General features: G+C 68.6%; 23 protein-coding genes and 2 pseudogenes. 15 read left to right on the top strand and 10 right to left on the bottom strand.

The window, feature by feature from the left end:
* Positions 1 to 110 precede the first annotated feature (110 nt).
* On the top strand, positions 111 to 1208 hold the full coding sequence (locus RF646_RS05675) for an iron-containing redox enzyme family protein (protein WP_368835428.1): 1098 nt from the start codon (positions 111 to 113) through the stop codon (positions 1206 to 1208).
* On the top strand, positions 1205 to 1504 hold the full coding sequence (locus RF646_RS05670; protein ID WP_368835427.1) for a CDGSH iron-sulfur domain-containing protein: 300 nt from the start codon (positions 1205 to 1207) through the stop codon (positions 1502 to 1504). Before RF646_RS05675 ends, RF646_RS05670 begins: the two co-directional genes overlap by 4 nt.
* 73 nt (positions 1505 to 1577) lie before the next feature.
* On the opposite strand, the gene RF646_RS05665 is transcribed toward RF646_RS05670, so the two are convergent.
* A complete protein-coding gene (locus RF646_RS05665; RefSeq protein ID WP_165489832.1) occupies positions 1578 to 1745 on the bottom strand; it encodes a hypothetical protein in 168 nt (55 codons plus the stop codon).
* A 220-nt stretch (positions 1746 to 1965) separates the two neighbouring features.
* Between RF646_RS05665 and RF646_RS05660 the strand changes: the two genes are divergently transcribed.
* Entirely contained in the window at positions 1966 to 2883 is a 918-nt protein-coding gene (locus RF646_RS05660; RefSeq protein WP_162230341.1) for a sulfite exporter TauE/SafE family protein, read from the top strand.
* Positions 2884 to 3042: 159 nt separating this feature from the next.
* Here RF646_RS05660 and RF646_RS05655 read toward each other — a convergent pair whose 3' ends face one another.
* The gene (locus RF646_RS05655; RefSeq protein ID WP_035965673.1) at positions 3043 to 3465 is read right to left on the bottom strand and encodes an organic hydroperoxide resistance protein; all 423 of its coding nucleotides are present in this window, start codon (positions 3463 to 3465) and stop codon (positions 3043 to 3045) included.
* A 285-nt stretch (positions 3466 to 3750) separates the two neighbouring features.
* On the opposite strand from RF646_RS05655, the gene RF646_RS05650 reads away from it, so the two are divergent.
* The 8 genes and pseudogenes from RF646_RS05650 (at position 3751) to RF646_RS05615 (ending at position 7931) form a co-directional block, all read left to right on the top strand.
* Positions 3751 to 4167: a sulfite exporter TauE/SafE family protein gene (locus RF646_RS05650; RefSeq protein ID WP_052161002.1), complete on the top strand. Its 417-nt coding sequence runs from the start codon at positions 3751 to 3753 to the stop codon at positions 4165 to 4167.
* 54 nt (positions 4168 to 4221) lie between these two features.
* Positions 4222 to 4431 (top strand): hypothetical protein, encoded by a 210-nt coding sequence (locus tag RF646_RS05645; RefSeq protein WP_035965675.1) that lies wholly within the window; start codon positions 4222 to 4224, stop codon positions 4429 to 4431.
* A gap of 67 nt (positions 4432 to 4498) precedes the next feature.
* Positions 4499 to 4849: a rhodanese-like domain-containing protein gene (locus RF646_RS05640; protein ID WP_239321951.1), complete on the top strand. Its 351-nt coding sequence runs from the start codon at positions 4499 to 4501 to the stop codon at positions 4847 to 4849.
* Positions 4786 to 5049, top strand: a complete 264-nt coding sequence (locus tag RF646_RS05635; RefSeq protein ID WP_239321949.1) for a DUF2892 domain-containing protein — start codon at positions 4786 to 4788, stop codon at positions 5047 to 5049. Before RF646_RS05640 ends, RF646_RS05635 begins: the two co-directional genes overlap by 64 nt.
* A gap of 47 nt (positions 5050 to 5096) precedes the next feature.
* A pseudogene (locus RF646_RS05630) lies at positions 5097 to 6062 on the top strand (AMP-binding protein); the annotation flags it as partial.
* Between the two features lie 83 nt (positions 6063 to 6145).
* Positions 6146 to 6577, top strand: coding sequence for a helix-turn-helix domain-containing protein (locus tag RF646_RS05625; RefSeq protein WP_035965677.1), 432 nt, complete (start codon positions 6146 to 6148; stop codon positions 6575 to 6577).
* Positions 6578 to 6657: 80 nt separating this feature from the next.
* Positions 6658 to 7233: a PIN domain-containing protein gene (locus tag RF646_RS05620; protein ID WP_239321538.1), complete on the top strand. Its 576-nt coding sequence runs from the start codon at positions 6658 to 6660 to the stop codon at positions 7231 to 7233.
* A gap of 14 nt (positions 7234 to 7247) precedes the next feature.
* Positions 7248 to 7931: a GNAT family N-acetyltransferase gene (locus tag RF646_RS05615; RefSeq protein ID WP_144997669.1), complete on the top strand. Its 684-nt coding sequence runs from the start codon at positions 7248 to 7250 to the stop codon at positions 7929 to 7931.
* Positions 7932 to 8034: 103 nt separating this feature from the next.
* Here the strand turns inward: RF646_RS05615 and RF646_RS05610 are convergent, their stop codons facing one another.
* From RF646_RS05610 to RF646_RS05600, 3 genes are all read right to left on the bottom strand, one after another.
* Positions 8035 to 8799, bottom strand: coding sequence for an SDR family oxidoreductase (locus RF646_RS05610; RefSeq protein ID WP_368835426.1), 765 nt, complete (start codon positions 8797 to 8799; stop codon positions 8035 to 8037).
* A gap of 31 nt (positions 8800 to 8830) precedes the next feature.
* Positions 8831 to 10156 (bottom strand): deoxyribodipyrimidine photo-lyase, encoded by a 1326-nt coding sequence (locus tag RF646_RS05605; protein ID WP_368835425.1) that lies wholly within the window; start codon positions 10154 to 10156, stop codon positions 8831 to 8833.
* Positions 10157 to 10392: 236 nt separating this feature from the next.
* Positions 10393 to 10617 (bottom strand): hypothetical protein, encoded by a 225-nt coding sequence (locus RF646_RS05600; protein WP_368835424.1) that lies wholly within the window; start codon positions 10615 to 10617, stop codon positions 10393 to 10395.
* A gap of 25 nt (positions 10618 to 10642) precedes the next feature.
* Here RF646_RS05600 and RF646_RS05595 point away from each other — a divergent pair, with 25 nt between their 5' ends.
* A complete protein-coding gene (locus tag RF646_RS05595) occupies positions 10643 to 11791 on the top strand; it encodes a 3,4-dioxygenase subunit beta (protein ID WP_368835423.1) in 1149 nt (382 codons plus the stop codon).
* Between the two features lie 31 nt (positions 11792 to 11822).
* Here the strand turns inward: RF646_RS05595 and RF646_RS05590 are convergent, their stop codons facing one another.
* Together RF646_RS05590 and RF646_RS05585 are read right to left on the bottom strand one after the other, a co-directional pair.
* Complete coding sequence (locus RF646_RS05590) at positions 11823 to 12020, bottom strand: hypothetical protein (RefSeq protein ID WP_064845438.1); 198 nt, start codon at positions 12018 to 12020, stop codon at positions 11823 to 11825.
* Positions 11993 to 12343, bottom strand: coding sequence for a hypothetical protein (locus tag RF646_RS05585; RefSeq protein ID WP_368835422.1), 351 nt, complete (start codon positions 12341 to 12343; stop codon positions 11993 to 11995). The genes RF646_RS05590 and RF646_RS05585 overlap by 28 nt, the downstream gene beginning before the upstream one ends.
* 220 nt (positions 12344 to 12563) lie before the next feature.
* On the opposite strand from RF646_RS05585, the gene RF646_RS05580 reads away from it, so the two are divergent.
* The gene (locus RF646_RS05580) at positions 12564 to 12995 is read left to right on the top strand and encodes a MarR family winged helix-turn-helix transcriptional regulator (protein ID WP_286738714.1); all 432 of its coding nucleotides are present in this window, start codon (positions 12564 to 12566) and stop codon (positions 12993 to 12995) included.
* 47 nt (positions 12996 to 13042) lie between these two features.
* On the opposite strand, the gene RF646_RS05575 is transcribed toward RF646_RS05580, so the two are convergent.
* Complete coding sequence (locus tag RF646_RS05575; RefSeq protein WP_368835421.1) at positions 13043 to 14800, bottom strand: oleate hydratase; 1758 nt, start codon at positions 14798 to 14800, stop codon at positions 13043 to 13045.
* Between the two features lie 89 nt (positions 14801 to 14889).
* Between RF646_RS05575 and RF646_RS05570 the strand changes: the two genes are divergently transcribed.
* The gene (locus RF646_RS05570) at positions 14890 to 15636 is read left to right on the top strand and encodes a helix-turn-helix domain-containing protein (protein WP_367403057.1); all 747 of its coding nucleotides are present in this window, start codon (positions 14890 to 14892) and stop codon (positions 15634 to 15636) included.
* A gap of 254 nt (positions 15637 to 15890) precedes the next feature.
* Here RF646_RS05570 and RF646_RS05565 read toward each other — a convergent pair.
* Positions 15891 to 17159 (bottom strand): annotated as a pseudogene (locus tag RF646_RS05565) (amino acid permease).
* Entirely contained in the window at positions 17152 to 17967 is an 816-nt protein-coding gene (locus RF646_RS05560) for an arginase family protein (RefSeq protein WP_367403059.1), read from the bottom strand. The pseudogene RF646_RS05565 and the gene RF646_RS05560 overlap by 8 nt, the downstream one beginning before the upstream one ends.
* Between RF646_RS05560 and RF646_RS05555 the strand changes: the two genes are divergently transcribed.
* Complete coding sequence (locus RF646_RS05555; protein ID WP_240919013.1) at positions 17876 to 18082, top strand: IclR family transcriptional regulator C-terminal domain-containing protein; 207 nt, start codon at positions 17876 to 17878, stop codon at positions 18080 to 18082. The genes RF646_RS05560 and RF646_RS05555 overlap by 92 nt on opposite strands.
* Positions 18083 to 18233: the final 151 nt, after the last annotated feature.

Here is an 18233-nt window from a genome sequence, read left to right as displayed (position 1 = left end):
TTTCCGCCGATTGCCCGCGGACCGCTCCACCGCGGTCCGCGGGCAATCCCCGTCTTCAGAGACACCCCACCCGCGCCGAGCACCCACCTTCCCGAGCGGAGAACACCATCATGACGACCGTCCCCACCCGAACCGTGGCCCCGACCGCTCGCGGACCCGTGAGCACGGCCCTCCTGGAGATCCTGACCGGCCCGGAGGAGACCCCGGCGAGCGGGTACGCGGCGCTGTCCGAAGCGACGGCCACCGCGGTTAACGCGTCGCAGGACGTCCTCGCGGACGAGGACCTGCAGCTGTCCCTGTTCCTGCTCTACCTGTTGCACTACGGGCCCGCGGAATTCGTGACCGCGGACCGCGAGTGGGATCCCGAGCTGCTGCGCGTGCGCACAGTGCTCGAGGCCGGTTTCGAGGCCGAGCTGCGCCGTCGCGTGCCCCTCCCCGATCCCCTGCCCGGCGACTCCGCGCAGCTCGTGGACACGATGTTCGCGATGACCGGCGGGGACGCCAAGCCCACCCTGGCCACGTGGCTCGCCCGGCACCCGAGCGAGGAAATCCTGAGCGAGTTCCTGGTCCACCGCTCCATCTACACGCTGCGCGAGGCGGACCCCCACTCGTGGGGCATCGCCCGGTTGCGGGGCCGCGCGAAGGCGGCGCTCGTGGAGATCCAGTCGGACGAGTACGGCGGGGGCCGTCCCGAGCGCGTGCACGCCACGATCTTCGCGCAGACCATGCGAGGTCTCGGCCTGGACGACACCCTGGACCACTACCTGGACCTCGTGCCCGCCCCCACGCTCGCGTCCATGAACCTCATGAGCCTGTTCGGACTGCACCGCCGGTTGCGCGGGGCCATCGCGGGTCACCTCGCGGCGTTCGAGATGACGTCCTCGATCCCCAACAAGTACTACGGTCGGGCGTTCCGCAAGCTCGGTTACGACGCGGACATCACCTGGTACTACGACGAGCACGTGGAGGCCGACGCCGTTCACGAACAGATCGCCGCGCGTGACCTCGCCGGGGCGCTCGCCCAGGACGAGCCCGAGCTGCTCGAGGACGTCCTGTTCGGCGCGGCCGCGTGCCTGTACGTGGACGGGCTCATGGGTGATCACATGCTCGAGTGCTGGTCGGACGGGCGGACCTCCCTGCGGGGGAACATGCCGGGACTGCAGACCGTGGGTTCCGAGGCCCCGGTCGCCGAGCGGGTGGCCCTGTGAGCGAGCAGGATCCACGCACCCCGGACGACGGGAGCCCCGGCCTCTCGGTGGCGCACGACGCCGAGGATCCCGTGGTGATCACCCCGTGCCCGGACGGACCGCTCTTGGTGCGCGGTGACGTGCTGATCGCCCCGGAACCGGGGGCCGAGCCGCAGAAGCCGCCGCGGCGCGTCGTCGCGCTGTGCCGGTGCAACATGTCGTCGATCGCGCCGTTCTGCGACGGTTCGCATAAGCTCGCGAACTTCCGCACCCGCCCGCCGCGGTACAACATCGGCAACCCCCGCGAGGAGGACTGAGCCGGACATCAGAGACCTGAATACGCGATCGGCCCGTGGCATGTGCCACGGGCCGATCACGTAGTGGTTCAGGTCAGTTCTCGGTGGCGGGCTCGTCGCCCTTGTTGTCCGTCATGGCGCCCACGCCCTCGTCGGCAGGTTCGGCGTCCGCCTGGGTCTCCCGACCTAGGGCCGCACTCTCTTCCTGGGGGCTCATCTTGATGGATTCCTCGCCCGCGTTGGCGGGATTCTTCTCTGCCACGTGCTGTCCTTTCGTCGGACGTCTCGGTCGGCGGAATCGCTGACCCTCCCATCCTCGTCAGCGTACTGACGATTGACAAGAGAAGACGTCCCCCGGCCGATGTCAAGCGGATGTCACCGCACTACACGTTGTGACGCACGGCGCAACATTCCTTGGGTGAGCGCCCGCCCGGTTCCTAGGCTGAGTCATCTCACCCCTTCCACTGCACAGGAGTCGCACCGTGCGTACATTGATCTTGCTCGCCCTGGTGGGTTTCGGGGCGCAACTCGTGGACGGTTCGCTCGGTATGGCCTACGGCGTGACCTCATCCACCCTGCTGTTGGCCGTGGGTCTGACCCCCGCCTCGGTGTCCGCGACAGTGCACCTCGCGGAGGTGGGCACCACCCTGGCCTCCGGGCTCTCGCACTGGCGCTTCGGCAACATCGATTGGCGCGTCGTGGGCTTCATGGCGGTTCCCGGCGGGATCGCCGCATTCGCGGGCGCCCACCTGCTGACCCTCTCCGGGGAGGCTGCCGCACCGGTGATGTCCGTGATCCTGTTGCTGCTGGGCTGCTACGTGGTGTGGAGGTTCTTGCGGCTCGGCGGGCGGCGCCCGAACTTCACGGGCAAGGTGCGCGGATTCTTCCTGATCCCCCTGGCCACGGTCGCGGGCTTCATGGACGCGATCGGCGGCGGTGGCTGGGGCCCCGTGGGCACCCCCACCCTGCTGGCCTCCGGCAAGATCGCCCCGCGCAAGGTCATCGGATCCATCGACACGTCCGAGTTCGTGGTCAGTCTGGGTGCCTCCATCGGGTTCCTGATGGCACTCGGCAGCCAGGGCGTCGACTTCGGCATGGTCCTGGCTCTGCTGATCGGCGGTGTGGTGGCCGCGCCGATCGCCGCGTGGCTCGTGCGTTGGCTCGCCCCGCGCATCCTCGCCGTCGGCGCCGGCGGACTCATCATCTTCACGAACACGCGTACCCTGTTGCGCCTGGACGCCGTGCAGGCGCGCCTCCCCGGCGACGCCGCGTACTACGCGATCCTCGGCGCGCTCGCCCTGCTGTGGATCGTCGCGGTGGTCTGGGTCGTGCGCCGCGAACTCGCCGACCGCCGCTCCGCGACACTGCGCACCGAGGTGCGCGTCCCCGAGAACGTCTGACGGCGACGTCGCGCCGAGGGGACGTGACATCCCCCTCGGCGCCGTGGGGCTCGTGGCCCCCGCCCGTGCGTCACGGCACGGCCCCGTCAGGGCCTCAGTGGGCCGCAGAACGCCGGGGACGTGCCGTGCGCTCTCATCGGGCGCGGTGCGACGCGCTCGTCAATCCTCCACGACGGTCACGGTGACCTCGATGTTGCCGCGCGTGGCGTTGGAATAGGGGCAGACCTGGTGCGCGGCGTCCGCGAGTTCCTGGGCCGCGTCGTGCTCGAGTTCGGGGATGATCACTTCCAACTGCACGGCCAGGGTGAACCCGCCTGCGCCGTTGTCGCCGATCTGCACGCGGGCCCCCACGGCGGAATCACCGAGCGAGACCTTCTGCTGGCGGGCGACCATCTGCAAGGCGGAGTGGAAGCAGGCCGCGTACCCGGCGGCGAAAAGCTGCTCGGGATTGGCGCCGTTCCCGGATCCCCCCATCTCCTTCGGCACGGCCAGGTCGAACTGCAGCGACCCGTCCTTGGTGGCGACGCTGCCGTTGCGGCCCGCGCCCTGGGCAAGCGCTTCCGCGGTGTACATAGCCTTCATGATGATTCCTCGTCCTTTCCGTGGCCGGTGAGCCCCGGCCCTGAACGCCGGGTGGTACGACCGCAATCGATGGTAGGTCGCGGTATTTAGATTGTCCACAATCTAGACGTTCACTTTTCATGCGGGACGGGCCGGTGAGGGCCACACGGAATCCCCCTCCCCTGCACCCCACCGCGTGATCCGCACACGGTTCTCCCTCGCTCCAAAATTACCCCCGGGAGTATGTGCTACAGCGAGTGCGGCTTGCTTCGGCGCGCACCCCAGGACCGTCATCATCCCGCAGGAGTGATCGCGCTCATCGTCGTCATCGCAGGGCTGCTGGTGGGGCTCGTCATGGGCGCGCTGGGCGGCGGCGGGGCCATCATGACCGTGCCGCTGCTCACCTTCGCCCTGGGACTCCCCCCGACCCACGCAACGGTGGGTTCCCTGGTGGTCGTGATCTCGGGTGCGATTTCGGGCCTGGTCTCGCATCTCCGGCGCCGCCACGTCCGCCCTGGGATCGGCGTGGTCTTCGGCGCCCTGGGCACAGGGGGTGCGGTGCTCGCTGCCAACGTGTCCGGCCTGATGGACGACGCCGTGCTGCTCACGCTGTTCTCCGCGCTGCTCGTGGTCGTGGCCGCGGCCATGATCGTGAAGAACACGCGGCGACGCTCGTCCCGCCCGTCCTCGAACCACGACGGCCCCGAGAACCGTCTCGTATGATCCGACCCGCGCTCATGGCTACCGCTCATCCTCACCGCCCTCGTCAACAGTCTCGTGACCCTGTCGCTGCACACGAGCGTCCTACCCCACCTGGAGTGGGAGGCCGTGGGGCCGTTCGCGGGCGCCGCCGTGGTGGGCCCAGCACTCGGCGCCCGCGTGGGCCACCGGATCAACACGCGCCTGCTGTCGTTGGACTTCGCCGGCCTGCTGGTGCTCACGGAGTGTTACACCGCCCTGCAAAGCGTGCCCCGGCTCCTGGGCTGACCCTGTGACACCCCGCACCCGAGCCGGGCACCGTCCCGTCCGAGAACCACTCGAGAAGGAGAACACCATGTCCTCACCCGCCACCGTTTCCGCCTCCGAACTCCAGGACCCCCATGAGGGTGCACCGCTGTTCCTGGACGTCAGGGCCCCCGTGGAGTTCGGCATCAGTCACATTCCGGGCTCCGTCAACGCCCCCCTGGCTCTCACCGAGAAGCACACCCGGCAGATCGGGCAGCTACTACCCCGCGACACCGTGGTGATCTGCCGCTCCGGAGCCCGCTCAACGCGCGCCGCGGAGCTGTTGGCCTCGGCGGGTATGACGAGCGCAACCGTCCTGACCGGCGGGATCGACGCATGGCGCGACGCCGGACGCACGGTGCGCACCGGTGCTGGGATCTGGAACGCCAGGTCCGACTGACCGCCGGGTCCCTGGTACTCGCAGGGCTTCTGACGAGCACCGTGGCGCCGCGTGCCACATGGTTCTCCGGCGCCGTCGGCGCGGGGCTGGTCTTCGCCGCCGTGAGCAACACCTGCGCCATGGGCCAGCTGCTCTCGGCCCTGCCGCACAACCAGCGCGACCACGTCCACCTGGCGGACGTCACGCGTCGGCTCGCCTGAGACGCGACACCGCAGCGCCGCCGAGAACGTTCTCTCGGCGGCACTGCACGGAGAAGGACCGCATCGTGGTGGTGCCGCCGCTGTATCACTGCTTCGGGATGGTGATCGGCAACCTCGCGGCCACGTCCCACGGCAGCGCGATCATCCTGTCGGGGCCGGGGCTCGACCCGCGGGCCGCGCTTCGCGCCGTCTCTCAGGAGAAGGCCACAAGCCTGTACGGGGTGCCCACCATGTTCATCGCCGAGCTCGAGCTGCCGGACTTCGGGGACTACGACCTGTCCTCGCCGTGCAGCGGCGTGATGGCCGGTTCCCCGTGCCCCATGGAGGTCATGCGCAAGGTGATCGACAAGATGCACATGAGCGAGGTCGCGATCTGCTACGGCATGACGGAGACCTCGCCGGTGAGCTTCCAAACGCGCGCGGACGACTCGTTGGACCGCTGCGTGGAGACCGTGGGCCGGGTGCACCCGCCCGTGAAGGTCAGGACCGTGGATCCCTCCACAGGTGAGACCGTGCCGCGCGGCACGGCCGGGGAGTTCCACCCCCGCGGCTACTCGGTCGTGAAGGGCTACTGGGGTCAGGAGGAGAAGACCCGCGAGACCGTCGACTCCGACGGCTGGTTGCACACCGGGGACATCGCCGTCATGGATCAGGACGGGTACGCGCAGATCACCGGCCGCATCAAGGAGATGGTGATCCGGGGCGGGGAGAACATCTACCCGCGCGAGGTCGAGGAGTTCCTCTACACCCACCCGGACATCGTGGACGCCCAGGTGATCGGTGTACCGAGCAAGAAGTACGGGGAGGAGCTCATGGTGTGGATCCGGGCGCGTCAGGGCGCGGCCCCCATCACGACGGAATCCATCGCGCAGTTCTCGCAGGGGAAGATCTCCCACCACAAGATCCCGCGCTATGTGCACGTGGTGGAGGAGTTGCCCATGACCGTCACGGGCAAGGTCCGCAAGGTGGAGATGCGTGAGGAGGCGCTCAAGCTGCTGGATCTGGAGCGCTGAACCCGCAGGTTATTTCACTTATATGTGAATGAGTGTTACGGTATAACTAAATACTTACGAGCACGGCGCGAAGGGAGACGCCAATGACCACCATGACTGAGCGGATCACGATCTCGGCCCAGACCGTGCGCGCGGCGCAGGCCCCCGCGCGTCAGGGTTCAACCTTGGTTCTGCGCGATGCAAACGGCGGGGAGGTGGAACTCCCGGACGAGGTCCAGAGGACACTCCTCCATGCACTCACGGCCATTGCCGAGCACGGTTCGGTCAGCATTGCTCAAATGCCCGACGAGCTGACAAGTACGGTGGCCGCGGACATCCTGGGGGTCTCTCGCCCCACCCTTCTCCGTTGGACCCGCGAGGGGCTGATCGAATCCTTCAAGGTCGGATCACATACGCGCTTCCGTCGTTCCGATGTCCTCCGATTGCGGGAACAGCGGGAAACGGAACGTCGCGACGCCTTCGAGAAACTGCGGGCACTCGACGCGGCAGACAATTTCGAGCTTTTCGAGGACTGAGATCATGCGTTCGTGAGCGACACGGGGGGCACCCCTGTTTTCAACCGGGGTGCCCCCCGTGATGTCATTAGATTGGGACCATGACGCAAAGAGTTTTCGTCGATGCCAACGTCCTCTTCAGCAAGACCCTGATGGATTGGCTCTTCTTGTTGCGCCTTGAAAACCCCGCGATGTTCCAGGTCCACAGCACGGAGGACGTCTTCGCGGAGGTCATCGCGAACATGCGTAAGAAATGCCCTACAGCTCCGGGACATAGAACCGCCCAGCGGGCGCAGCTGATACGCAAGAACATGGATGAGGTCCTGCAGGGCTTCCCGTCCGATCTCGATTTCACCGGTACGGATCGCCACGATTACCACGTCCACGCGGGGGCCGTTTTCGGAGGCGCAGACATCATCCTCACATGCAACGATCCCAATGACATCACGACAACACCCGAGACAGAACCGTATGAGGTCATCCATCCAGACGATTTCTTTTTGCTGGTTACTGATTCGAATCCGGCCTGCGTAGCTCCCATTGCGCGCAATCAAATAAAGTATTGGAGTGGCAAGTCCAACCACCTGCAGTTGGACCAGGCGCTCCTCAAAGCTGGGTGTCCCCGATTTGCTTTCCGAATCCGAGAGGCCTTAGCCCACATTGCTCAGCTACCCTGAGGACGCTTCCTGACATGCTCACGTTGGAGGAGATCTTCCCGCCCTACGGGCTGCGCATCACCTGCAGGAACGTGGAACTGCGTGTGCTCCGGGACGAGGACTTCCCGGAGCTCGTAGAACTCGTCCAGAACGGCATCTCGGTCTCCGGCCTCCCCATGCCTTTCCCGCGCGCGTGGCACGAGGAACCGTACGCCCCCGGGACACCAGACGGTTTCCCGGCGACGTCACTGTCCTGGTGGTGGACGCAACGGTCAACGTTCGCGCCGGATCGCTGGAACCTGGCGCTGACCGTCCGCTGTGACGGCGAGCTCGTCGGCGTGCAGGACGTGATGGCCCAGGACTTCCCCCTCACCCGCTGGGTCACCACGGGATCGTGGTTCGGCCGAGCACACCAAGGCAGGGGTCTCGGGACGCTCATGCGCCAAATGGCAGTCGGCTTCGCATTCGATGAGCTGGACGCGCTCACGTGCGAGTCCGCGTACGTCGTAAGCAATCACGCCTCGGCGGCGGTCAGCCGGAAGACCGGTTACGTGGACAACGGCCGGGTCCGCGGGGTGCAGCACACCCGGGAGGGGACGGTCGGGATGGAGGAGCAGCGCGTCGTCGTCACGCCCGACACCTACGTGCGGCCCGGGGAGCCGGTGACCTACGAGGGCACGCAGGCGCTGCGCCGCTTCTTCGGGATCGAAGGCGACTGACCTCCAGCACACTAGAGGCCCCCGCACCATGCTCTGACGACGGCGAGATAGCGGTCCTCGCGACATCGATCCGTCACACGACGGGCCGCTGCGGTGCCGCCTCTCAGTGCTCCGTCCGCAACCACTCGTCGAAGCGCTGCGAGGTGACGAACGCGTCCTGTGGGATCAGGCCACCGTGGGCGATCGCCCGGCCGAGCAGCGGCGCTTCCTTCAGCACACTGGGCGTGCGGCCCGCGAGGTCACCGCCGGCCGCGAGGATGCGGCGCGCGAAGTTCGCCATGGTGTCCACCTCCGGGCCGCGCACCGCGAGGATCTCGTGACGTGCCTCGCGATGGGTGGTGGCGACCTCGGTGACGAACCGTGCGACCTCCTCGCGCCGCGCGGGCGCCATGAGAAGGGTGGGCACCAGGGCCACCGGGCCGCGGGCGACCAGGCCGGTGGTTGCGGGAATGAAATCGAACCACTGGGTCGAGCGCACCGTGGTGGAGGGGATCCCCGCCTGCTGGTACACGCTTTCCTGCGCGGCCTTGCCCTTGTAGTAGCCGAAACCGCCGTTGACCCGCGGATCCACGGCACCCGCGATGGACAGGCACACGATCCGGCCCACGCCCCGCTCGCGCGCCGCCTTAACGGTCTGGGACGCGGCCCGCGTGAAGAACGGGACGGACTTGCGGGCACCGAACGTATTGATGTGCAAAGCGTCCACGACCACGTCCACACCCGCCAAGGCCTGCAACAACCCCCGACCGGCCACGACGTCCACCCCCGTGCGGCGGCTCGCCCGCACCACGATGTGGCCGTCGGCCTCGAGGAGGTCGGCGACGTCGGACCCGAAACTCCCGCTGGCACCCAGCACGGCGATCTTCATGGGGCCAGCGTAGGCGTGGAGCGTGCGAGGTTCACAGGGTCTTGAACAGCTCCAGGGCGTTGGCGCGGGAAGCCTTGAGGTCCACGATGGATTCCACGCCCTCCTGCCGCCCGTTCCAGCGGTCCACGTACACGAAGTCCGGGTCGAATTTCTTCTGCTGGGTCTCGGGGTTGAAGATCCGGAAGTAGGGCGCGGCGTCGGTCCCGGAACCGGCCACCCACTGCCAGTTGTGAGGGTTCGAGGCGGGGTCCGCGTCCACGAGGGTGTCCCAGAACCACTGCTCCCCCAGCCGCCAGTCGATCAGCAGGTTCTTGGCCAATAGAGACGCGGTCACCATGCGCACCCGGTTCTGCATGGTCCCGGTCTCCCATAGTTCGTGCATGCCCGCGTCCACCAGGGGGATCCCCGTGCGCCCGCGCTGCCACGCGGCGAGCGCGTCGTCGTCCAGCGGAGGCCATGGGAAGCGCTCGAATTTGGGGTTGATGGGGCGGGTGGCCATGTCCGGGTGGATGTAGAGGTTGTACCAGGCGTACTCCCGCCATCCCAGTTCGGTGAGGAACTTCCCCGGGTTCTCCGCGCCGGACAGCGCCCTGTACCACACGGTGTGCGGGCTGATCTCCCCCCAGCGCAGGTGCGGAGACAGGCCCGACGTCGCCGGTTTCGCCGGGACGTCCCGGTCCTGCGTGTAGGTGGGCAGGCGCTCGTCGAGGAAGTCGTCGAGGCGGTCGTGGGCCGCGCGCTCGCCCACGGTCCACGTGCGGGCCAGCCCTGCCGACCAGTCCGGCGCGGTAGGTAGGAGCCCCCAGTCCTCGAGGGCGTCGGAGGCAGGGGTGGGCTCGGCGGGCACCACGGACGACGGCGCCGGATACGGTTCACGCGGCGGCGGCCCGCTCGTGCACGCGCGCCAGAACGGGGTGAACACCCGGTAGGGGTCACCGGCCTGCGTGGTGATGGCCCACGGTTCGAACATCAGGTTCCCGGCGTAGGAGTGCGCCTCCACCCCGTTCTCCCCGGCCCAGTCCTTGAGCCCGGCGTCCACCGCGCGCTCGGGCCCGCCGTAGCGCCGGTTCCACAGCACACGGTCCGCACCGGTTTCGCGGACGACGTCGCGCACGACCTCCCCCGCCGCCCCTCGCCGCAGTGTCAGGGGCGTCCCCAGGGCGGCGAGATCCGCCGCCAGCGACGTGAGGGAGTGATGCAGCCACCACTTCGCTGCACCCCCGAGGGGCCGGATGCCCGGGGATTCCTCGTCCAGCACGTAGAGGCACACCACAGGCTCACCGTGGGACACCGCCTCGTGCAGGGCGGGGTGGTCGGTGACCCGCAGGTCGTCGCGGAACAGCACCACGGTGGTCATGCGAACTCCTCGATGGGACGTGCGTGGGACGTGCCGGATTCCGGGCCGGTCAAGGGACACCTGTCAGCCTGGCACACCCACCGGTGAGAAGGGACCGGGCACCGGCCTGTGTGGCATCGGCGCCGTGCGCAACACGTCTGACTCCCTCGCACCCCGCGGCGCCGTGTGGCTGATCGTGGCACTGGCCGCGCCGGCCCTGGGGCTGCTGCGCACCACGATCGCCCTGAGCGTCGGACCTACGGCAACAGCCCGCCGTAGCGCCGGTCCCACGGCACGCGGTCCGCACCGGTTTTGCGGACGACGTCACGCACGGCCTCCCCGGCCGTCCGGCACTGCGCGGGGCCCGGAGCCTGCTCCCCGTCAATCCACAGCCCCGGCACAAGCACACCCCACGCGCAGCACAGGCCGGTCGGACCGTGGATCCAGCCCGGCTCCGTAGCGTCGGGGGTTCGACGCGCCACTGAGCGCCTTCCGAAGGAGCATGTAATGAACCCGATCCGTCGACGCCGCGGCATCCGCACCTACCCGGCCACCTCCGAGACCTGCGCCATGCAGTCGCAGAGCACCGACCGCGACCACGCGGGCCGCCACCACCCCGGGCACCGCGACACCGGCGGCCCTGACACCGGCCACCCCCGCGATGAGGGTCACGACGCCTCCGGTGCCCTCTCCGCACCCGCAGCCGGCACGTTCGAGGGACGGGTCCTGGACCGTCCCCACGAGGACGTGGAGGACCAGGGCCTCGCTTTCGACCTCGGAACGCTGATCGACCGCCGCCGCGCGCTCGGCATCTTCGGGGCCGGCGCGAGCGTCTTCGCACTGGCGGCGTGCACGGGCACCACGACGTCGAGCTCGTCCAGTTCCGCCTCCGCGACGGCATCGGCGTCCGAGACCGCGAGCGCCACGCCATCGCCCTCCAAGACCTACGGCGAGGAGATGCCGCAGGAGACCGCTGGGCCCTACCCCGGTGACGGCTCCAACGGTGCGGACGCGCTGGACGTCTCCGGGGTGGAGCGCAGCAACATCACCGCGAGCATCGACGGCGGCGCCGCGGTGGACGGCGTAGCCATGACCCTGACGATGAACATCGTGGACATGGTCAAGGACAACGGTCCCATGACGGGCGCGGCCGTGTACGTGTGGCACTGCGACCCGGACGGCAACTACTCCATGTACTCGGAGGGCGTGGAGGACGAGACGTACCTGCGCGGCGTCCAGGTGGTGGGCGACGACGGCAAGGTCACCTTCACGTCGATCGTCCCGGGCTGCTACGCGGGCCGCTGGCCGCACATCCACTTCGAGGTCTTCCCAGACATCGGCTCGATCACGGACGCCACCAACGCGGTGCTGACCTCGCAGATCGCGATCCCGCAGGCAATGGCCACCGCGGTCTACAAGGACTCCCGCTACCCGGACTCCGCCACGAACATGTCCCAGGTCACCCTGGAGACGGACAACGTCTTCTCGGACGGGGTGGACATGCAGATGCCGAAGGTCTCGGGCAGCGTGGCCACGGGGTACACCCTTACCATCGACGTGCCCGTGGACACCAGCACCGCGCCGCAGAACGCCGCGGCTCCCGGTGGCGGAGCCGGTCCGGGTGCCGCGGGTGGGGGTGGAGCTCCGGGTCAGTGAGACCGCGGACCGCACTCCGTGGCGGGACGGGTCAGGGGACCAGGCCGTAGACGATCCCGCTGACCGCGACCAGCCCGGCCACCGTGACGAACACGTTGGAGGCCTTACCACGGTACGGCGCGAAAGCGGGGATCCGATGGATGGCGTGCATCGGCATGAGGTACAGGATCACGGCGATCACGGGCCCGGCGAGGGACTCGATCAGCGACAGGATGCTCGGGGTGGCCACGGCTGCGATCCAACCCGTGATGAAGATGAACGCCGCCACGGAGGCCCGCTCGCGCGGTCCCCGTACTCGTGCTTCATGGCCACGGAGAACTGGGAGATGGCCGGCGAGTGGTTGAACGCGAACGTAAGCACCGGGATGATCATCCACACGGACATCAGGAAGTCCCCGGCGGAGGGCACACCCCGGAACGCACTGAAGTTCCACGTGGGAATCGGGTACAGGGTCACGCCCAGCAAGATCAGGGTCAGCGGGTACACCAGCCACTGGGTGATGATCAGCATGATCCGCTGACCGGTGAGCATGACCGCCATCATCGGTGCCACCAGAAGACCGGAGCAGCCAGCGCGGCGGTGGCTGCGGTCACCGAGGATCCTCCGGCCGGCGTGGACGTACGGTCGTGGTCATGCTCCGGCACCAGGGTCTCCGTGCTGTTGGGGGAAGGACAGAGCGGAAGGATGAGGACACCCTGTGAGCTGGGCCATAGCTATACGCGACGTGTCCTCGTTGTTCCACAACCCCGCCGTGGTGGGCGCCTCCCGTACCATGGTGGGCATGGATCCCGAGTTCCGCCTGGACACGCAGCTGTGCTTCGCGCTGTACACCGCCTCGCGCAAGGTGACCAGCGCGTACCGTGAACCTCTCAAGGCCATCGGGCTGACCTACCCGCAGTACCTGGTGATGCTCGTGCTATGGGAGCAGGACCACCGCTCGGTCCGCCAGCTGGGCGAGACCCTCGCCCTGGACAGCGGCACCCTCTCCCCGCTGCTGCGCCGCCTGGAGGCGGCGGGCTTCGTGACCCGCCGCCGCAGCGAGCAGGACGAACGCTCGGTGGTCATCTCTCTCACGGACGCCGGGCGTGCCCTGCAGGAACCGGCCGCGGGGATGCAGCGCCAGCTGCTGGACGAGCTGGACATGTCCCCCAGGGACACGAAGACCCTGCACATGCTGGCCCAGAATCTGTGCCACGTACTGTGACGGCTTCCGGGTGCACCCGTGCAGGGTCGCTCAGCCCGCGCTGAGGATCACAGCACGCCGTACTCCTCGAGAAGCTCTCCCACCTCGCCGTTCTCCAGACGACGACGCAGCCGCTTGCGCAGCGGTTCCGGCCCGGGGACCCGGACCTTCTCGCCGTCCCGCAGCCGGGTGAGGCCCTCGAGCAGCACGCGCACGTCGTAGGTGCTGCCCCACGTCTCGGGAACTCCGCGCTCCACGCCCATGAGCTGGTACACGGCCTCCATGCCGGTGCGCACCGAGTACTCGGTGGTGAAGATGCAGTCGCGGCCGGTCTCGGCGAACTGGCCGATGAACGCGAAGTTGCGGGCACCCTCGGGCACCACCCGGGGGCGGTCCCCCGCGTGGCGGGGCATGAAGAAGCTGGTCACGTACGGCATCATCACGGGAACCGTCTTGGCGCCGGTGGCCGCGAGCTCCGGGATCTCCTCCACGGGAACGCCCATGTGGTAGAGCCACTCCTGGGTGATCTCCTCGCCCGTGCACTCGGCCATGGTCTTCTTCACGAAGTCACCGGGAGTGTCCACGAACAGCGAGTAGACCCACACCACGACCTGGTCCTTCGGCTGCTTCTTGAAGTGCGGCTGGCGGTTCACGGTCCAGCTGAGCAGCCATGAGGAGTCCTCCGCCGTGACGATCCCGCCCGTGACCACCCGGCCGCTGAACGGGTCCCGCTGCGCGATCTTGCGGATGTACTCGGGGATCCGCTCGTCCAAGGTGGTGACGGTGGCGGACTCCCACTTGGTCTCGTCGATCGATGAGCAGAACACCTCGGGGCGCCCGAACGACGGGTCCTTGGCGGCGATCCGCTTCCACAGGTCCCAGGCCGAGGCGGGGCCGCGGTCTAGCGTGGCGGCCGTGGCGTGGTCGCCGTCGTTCGAGTTGTCCACGAGGGATCCGATGGTGGTGAACACGAGGTCGTGCTCACCCAGTTCCTGGGTCTCGGTGGAGCCCTCGCGCACCCAGTGGATCGCGGTGGCACGGATCTCGCCGTTGCGGTGGGCGAAGTCGATGTCGCGGACATCGGTGTCGTACTGGAAGGTGACACCGCGCTCGGTGAGGTGGGAGATCAGGGGCAGCACGAAGGACTCGTACTGGTTGTACTTGGTGAACTTCAGCGCGGAGAAGTCCGGCAGTCCGCCGATGTGGTGCACGAAGCGGTGAAGGTAGAGCTTGAACTCCAGCGCGGAGTGCCACTCCTCGAACGCGAACATGGTGCGCCAGTACATCCAGAACGGGGAAGCCAGGAACTCCTTGCTCATGACTTCCTGGATCTGCTTGCCCTCCATCTCCTCACGCGTGGCCAGGAAGATGTGCAGGAGGTCCTTCTGGGCGCGCTGCGGGAGGTCGAACTTGCCCTTGTGGCCCGCGTCCTGGCCCTGCTTCACGGTGGCGCGGCGCAGGGAGTAGTTGGGGTCGTCCCGGTTGAGCCACGCGAACTCGTCCAGCACGGACGCGCCCTCGATCTCCAGGGACGGCACGGAGCGCATCATGTCCCACAGGCACTCCATGTGGTTCTCGAGCTCACGCCCGCCGCGGATCACGAACCCCTTCTCGGGCACGTCCAGCCCATCCAGGGCACCGCCGGGCAGCCGGCCCTTCTCCACCACAGTCACGTTCTCGCCGGGCACGCCGGCGTCCCGGACCAAGAACACTGCCGCCGCGAGTCCGGCGAGACCGGATCCCACGATCCACGCGCGGGTGTCCTGTGCGTGCTCCGCCGGGCGGGGCCGCATGAAGGCCTCGTAGTTGCCTGCTGTGAACTGCATGTCGTTCCTCCTTCCGCGGGGGCGTCACCTTGGCGCTCCCTGCGTTCATAATTGAGCATACTCAATTTTGAGTGCAATACAATTATCTGGTGGAGAAAATTCAGAACCCGACGCCCCGCCGCAGAGCACGCCCCCTGGAACACGTGGCCGCCCGCGTGAGCCCGCGCGGCCCCGGGCGCCGCGAGATCGCCAAGGCGCAGAAACGCGCCCGCATCCTGGCCGCCGCCCGCTCGCTCATGAGCGAGAAGGGCTACGCGCAGATGTCCATGAGTGAGGTCGCCTCCCGCGCGGACGTGGCCGCGGGCACCGTGTTCCAGTACGCCGCCACCAAGGCGGAGCTGCTGATGATGGTCACCGAGAACATCTGGGCGGACCACATCAACGACACCCTGGACGCCACCCCCGACCCCGGCCACCGCTCCCCCGCTGCGGTGGTGGACGCCATCATGGACTCACTCGCCCCGGTCTTCGACATGGCCGTGCACTGGCCGGAGACCACCGTGTGGATCGCGCGGGAGATTCTCTTCGGCGAGGACCTCCCCCACCGCCGCGAGGTGCTGGTGCTGGTGGAGAAGCTCGAGAACCACATCGCGCGGATGCTCGCGGGCTGCCGCTCCGCCGCGCACGCCGGCACTACGCCTCTGGACGTGGGCGCACGGATGATCGTGACCAGCGGGCTCGCGGAGCTCAACCGCGCCCGCCAGGGCCGCGCCGAGCTGCGCCTGGTGCTCGAGCGAATGCGGGAAATCGTCGCCCTCGTGGCCGCGGGCGTGGACAGTGCACTTCCTCCCGCGCACGATGCCGCTGCCCCCGCCTCCCCGGAGTCCGCCCGGTAGCCCGCCGGGGCGCGACGCCGCCGTGCCCCGGGTGGCCTGCTCAGGGAGCACGGAGCGGCGCCAGCGCGCCACGGGCAGGCGCTGGAGCGGACGGCGGCCGCGCCCCGTTCAGCAGGCTGCACGGCCCCGCGAGGACGAACCCGTGACCCGGCGCGGCGCGTGACGGGGCGCGCGGACCCGGCCGTGCGGCGTCGTCGTCCGGGCACGGGAGAGCCCCGGCTCGCGGACGGGCCGGGGCTCTCAGCAGGCGGGGATCAGCTGCGGGGCAAGGTGATCAGCGCGGTGTGGTCGTCCAGGTCGGGGCGGTTGCGGCCGCCGCCCTTGACGAACAGCAGGTAGCCCACACCCAGGAGCACGAGCCACACGACGCCCACGATCAGTGCCACTCGGGTGTCCGGGAACCAGCCGAGCAGCACGATCACGAACAGGATGCCGACGGTCGCGGCCCACGAGGCCACGGGCCAGAACGGGACCTCGAACGCGGACTCGGGGCGGTTCTTGCGCTCGATCTCGCGGCACATGGCGATGTGCGAGAGCAGGATCATGAGCCACACCTACACGGTGGCGAACGTGGCGATCGAGGCGATCACCAGGAACACGTCCTCGGGGATCACCACGTTGAGGATGGATGCCGCCGCGGGAATACCCAGGGCGGAGAAGATCTGCACGAACGGGCTGGCCTCGCCGGTGATCTCGGTCCACGGGACCAGGGACATCAGCACCACCATGGTGCCCACGTAGAACAGCAGGATGCGGGCGGGCACGGCGTTGACGGCCTTGGGGATGGAGCGGGCCGGATCGCCGGCCTCACCCGCGGTGATGCCGATGGTCTCGATGCCGCCGAACGCGAAGACCACCACGGACAGCGCGGCCAGCAGACCACCCAGGCCATTGGGCATGAAGCCTCCGTGGTCCACCAGGTTCTGCAGCCCCACGGGCTCGCCCGGGGCGTAGGAGACGCCGAGGGCCATGAGCACGATGCCGCCGCCGATCATCGCCAGGATGGCACCCACCTTGATGATGGTCAGCCAGAACTCCATCTCGCCGAGGATCTTCACGTTGCGGGTGTTGATCGCGGCAATGCACAGGATGACGGCCGTGACCCAGATCCAGCGGGGCGTGTCCGGGAACCAGAAGCCCATGTACACGCCGAACGCGGTGACGTCCGCGATGGCCACCACGATCATCTCGAACGCGAACGTCCAGCCCGTGACGAAGCCCGCGAACGGGCCCAGGTAGCGCGCCGCGTACTGGCCGAAAGAACCAGGGACGGGGTGGCGCACGGCCATCTCACCCAGGGCCCGCATGACCATGTAGACCACCGCTCCGGCGATCAGGTACGCCAGGATCACGGAGGGTCCGGCCGCCTGGATGGCGGTGGCCGAGCCGTAGAACAGCCCGGTGCCGATCGCCGAGCCCAGCGCGATGAACTGGATGTGGCGCATGCTCAGCCCGCGGGACAGCGTGGGGTGGCCCGCCCCGCCCTGCTGCGGTGCGGGCGGCGGGGATGCGGGACTACTCATGGCGCTCTCCTGTGGTGTTCCCGGCGGGGCCGGTCGGTGGGGCGCTCAGTGCGTCGTGGGCCAGGGTGGTGATGAGGCGCGCGGCGGCGCGGGCGGTGCGGCCGTCCACGTCCATCCGCGGCAGCAGCTCCACCACGTCCACGAGCACCAGTTTGCCGCTGCGGGCCACGCGGTGACACACGGCCTGGATGGTCTCCAGGGGAACACCGTATCCGGCCGGGGCGCTCACGCCGGGCGCCACGGCGGCGGGGAGGACGTCCAGGTCGATACTCAGGTGGATGGCGTCCACGCGCTCAACGAGACGGTCCACGACCTCCGGGACGGCCTCGAGGTGGCGGGGTTGGCACTGCTCGTCCGTGAGGTACTCCACGCCCAGCTCGTCCGCGGTGCGGAACAGGACGCCGGTGTTGTTGGGTTCGCTGATACCCAGCACGGTGTAGTCGAACGTGCGGCCCGCCTGCTGGTCCGCGCGGGCCATCTGCAAGAACGGGGTGCCGGAGGACGGCTCGTCCGCCTGGCGCAGGTCGAAGTGGGCGTCCAGGTTCAGCACGCCCACGCGCTGACCCCGTAGCCGGTTGCAGCGGGTGCGGCCCAGGTAGCTGCCCCACGCAGTGTCGTGCCCGCCACCCAGGACCACCACGGGGTTGCCGGTGTCCAGGAGCTTTGCGACGCAGCTGCGGGCGGAACTCTCTCGCACCCGGGAGCGCGGCTGGGCCGTGGAGGAGGGGGATGTGACGCCGAACTTCGCGTCCGTGGCGGTGGCGGCGCACGACCACCGGGGGTTGCCGGTGGCGGGGGTGGCGCTCACGTTTCTCGCGCACAAGATCGACGACGAGCGGCGGGCGGAGCTGGTGGGGCACGTGCGACGGACGGCGGAGGCGCTGACGCGGCGGTTGCACGGGGCGGCGCCGACCAGCACCTAGTTGCCCGCTCGATCTTCGACGATCGGCCCGGTCGACGGGCCGCACCGGCGGGTCATTCCGCAGAGCGCGGGTGAGGAAAGCCAGCAGGCACGGATCGCGCAATACCGCGCCTACAGCGGCCAAAGATGCTGAACTGGGGGTTCCGCACCCC

Origin of the sequence: Kocuria sp. CPCC 205261, from assembly GCF_040981025.1 — a bacterium.
GTDB lineage: Bacteria > Actinomycetota > Actinomycetes > Actinomycetales > Micrococcaceae > Kocuria > Kocuria marina.
This window is presented reverse-complemented; position numbering and strand designations above follow the sequence as displayed.

Coding starts and splice junctions, on each gene's coding strand:
- RF646_RS05675 (WP_368835428.1), top strand. CDS start 111: ATGACGACCGTCCCCACCCGAACCGTGGCCCCGACCGCTCGCGGACCC.
- RF646_RS05655 (WP_035965673.1), bottom strand. CDS start 3,465: ATGAAGGCTATGTACACCGCGGAAGCGCTTGCCCAGGGCGCGGGCCGC.
- RF646_RS05640 (WP_239321951.1), top strand. CDS start 4,499: ATGTCCTCACCCGCCACCGTTTCCGCCTCCGAACTCCAGGACCCCCAT.
- RF646_RS05635 (WP_239321949.1), top strand. CDS start 4,786: ATGGCGCGACGCCGGACGCACGGTGCGCACCGGTGCTGGGATCTGGAA.
- RF646_RS05625 (WP_035965677.1), top strand. CDS start 6,146: ATGACCACCATGACTGAGCGGATCACGATCTCGGCCCAGACCGTGCGC.
- RF646_RS05620 (WP_239321538.1), top strand. CDS start 6,658: ATGACGCAAAGAGTTTTCGTCGATGCCAACGTCCTCTTCAGCAAGACC.
- RF646_RS05615 (WP_144997669.1), top strand. CDS start 7,248: ATGCTCACGTTGGAGGAGATCTTCCCGCCCTACGGGCTGCGCATCACC.
- RF646_RS05610 (WP_368835426.1), bottom strand. CDS start 8,799: ATGAAGATCGCCGTGCTGGGTGCCAGCGGGAGTTTCGGGTCCGACGTC.
- RF646_RS05605 (WP_368835425.1), bottom strand. CDS start 10,156: ATGACCACCGTGGTGCTGTTCCGCGACGACCTGCGGGTCACCGACCAC.
- RF646_RS05595 (WP_368835423.1), top strand. CDS start 10,643: ATGAACCCGATCCGTCGACGCCGCGGCATCCGCACCTACCCGGCCACC.
- RF646_RS05580 (WP_286738714.1), top strand. CDS start 12,564: ATGGTGGGCATGGATCCCGAGTTCCGCCTGGACACGCAGCTGTGCTTC.
- RF646_RS05575 (WP_368835421.1), bottom strand. CDS start 14,800: ATGCAGTTCACAGCAGGCAACTACGAGGCCTTCATGCGGCCCCGCCCG.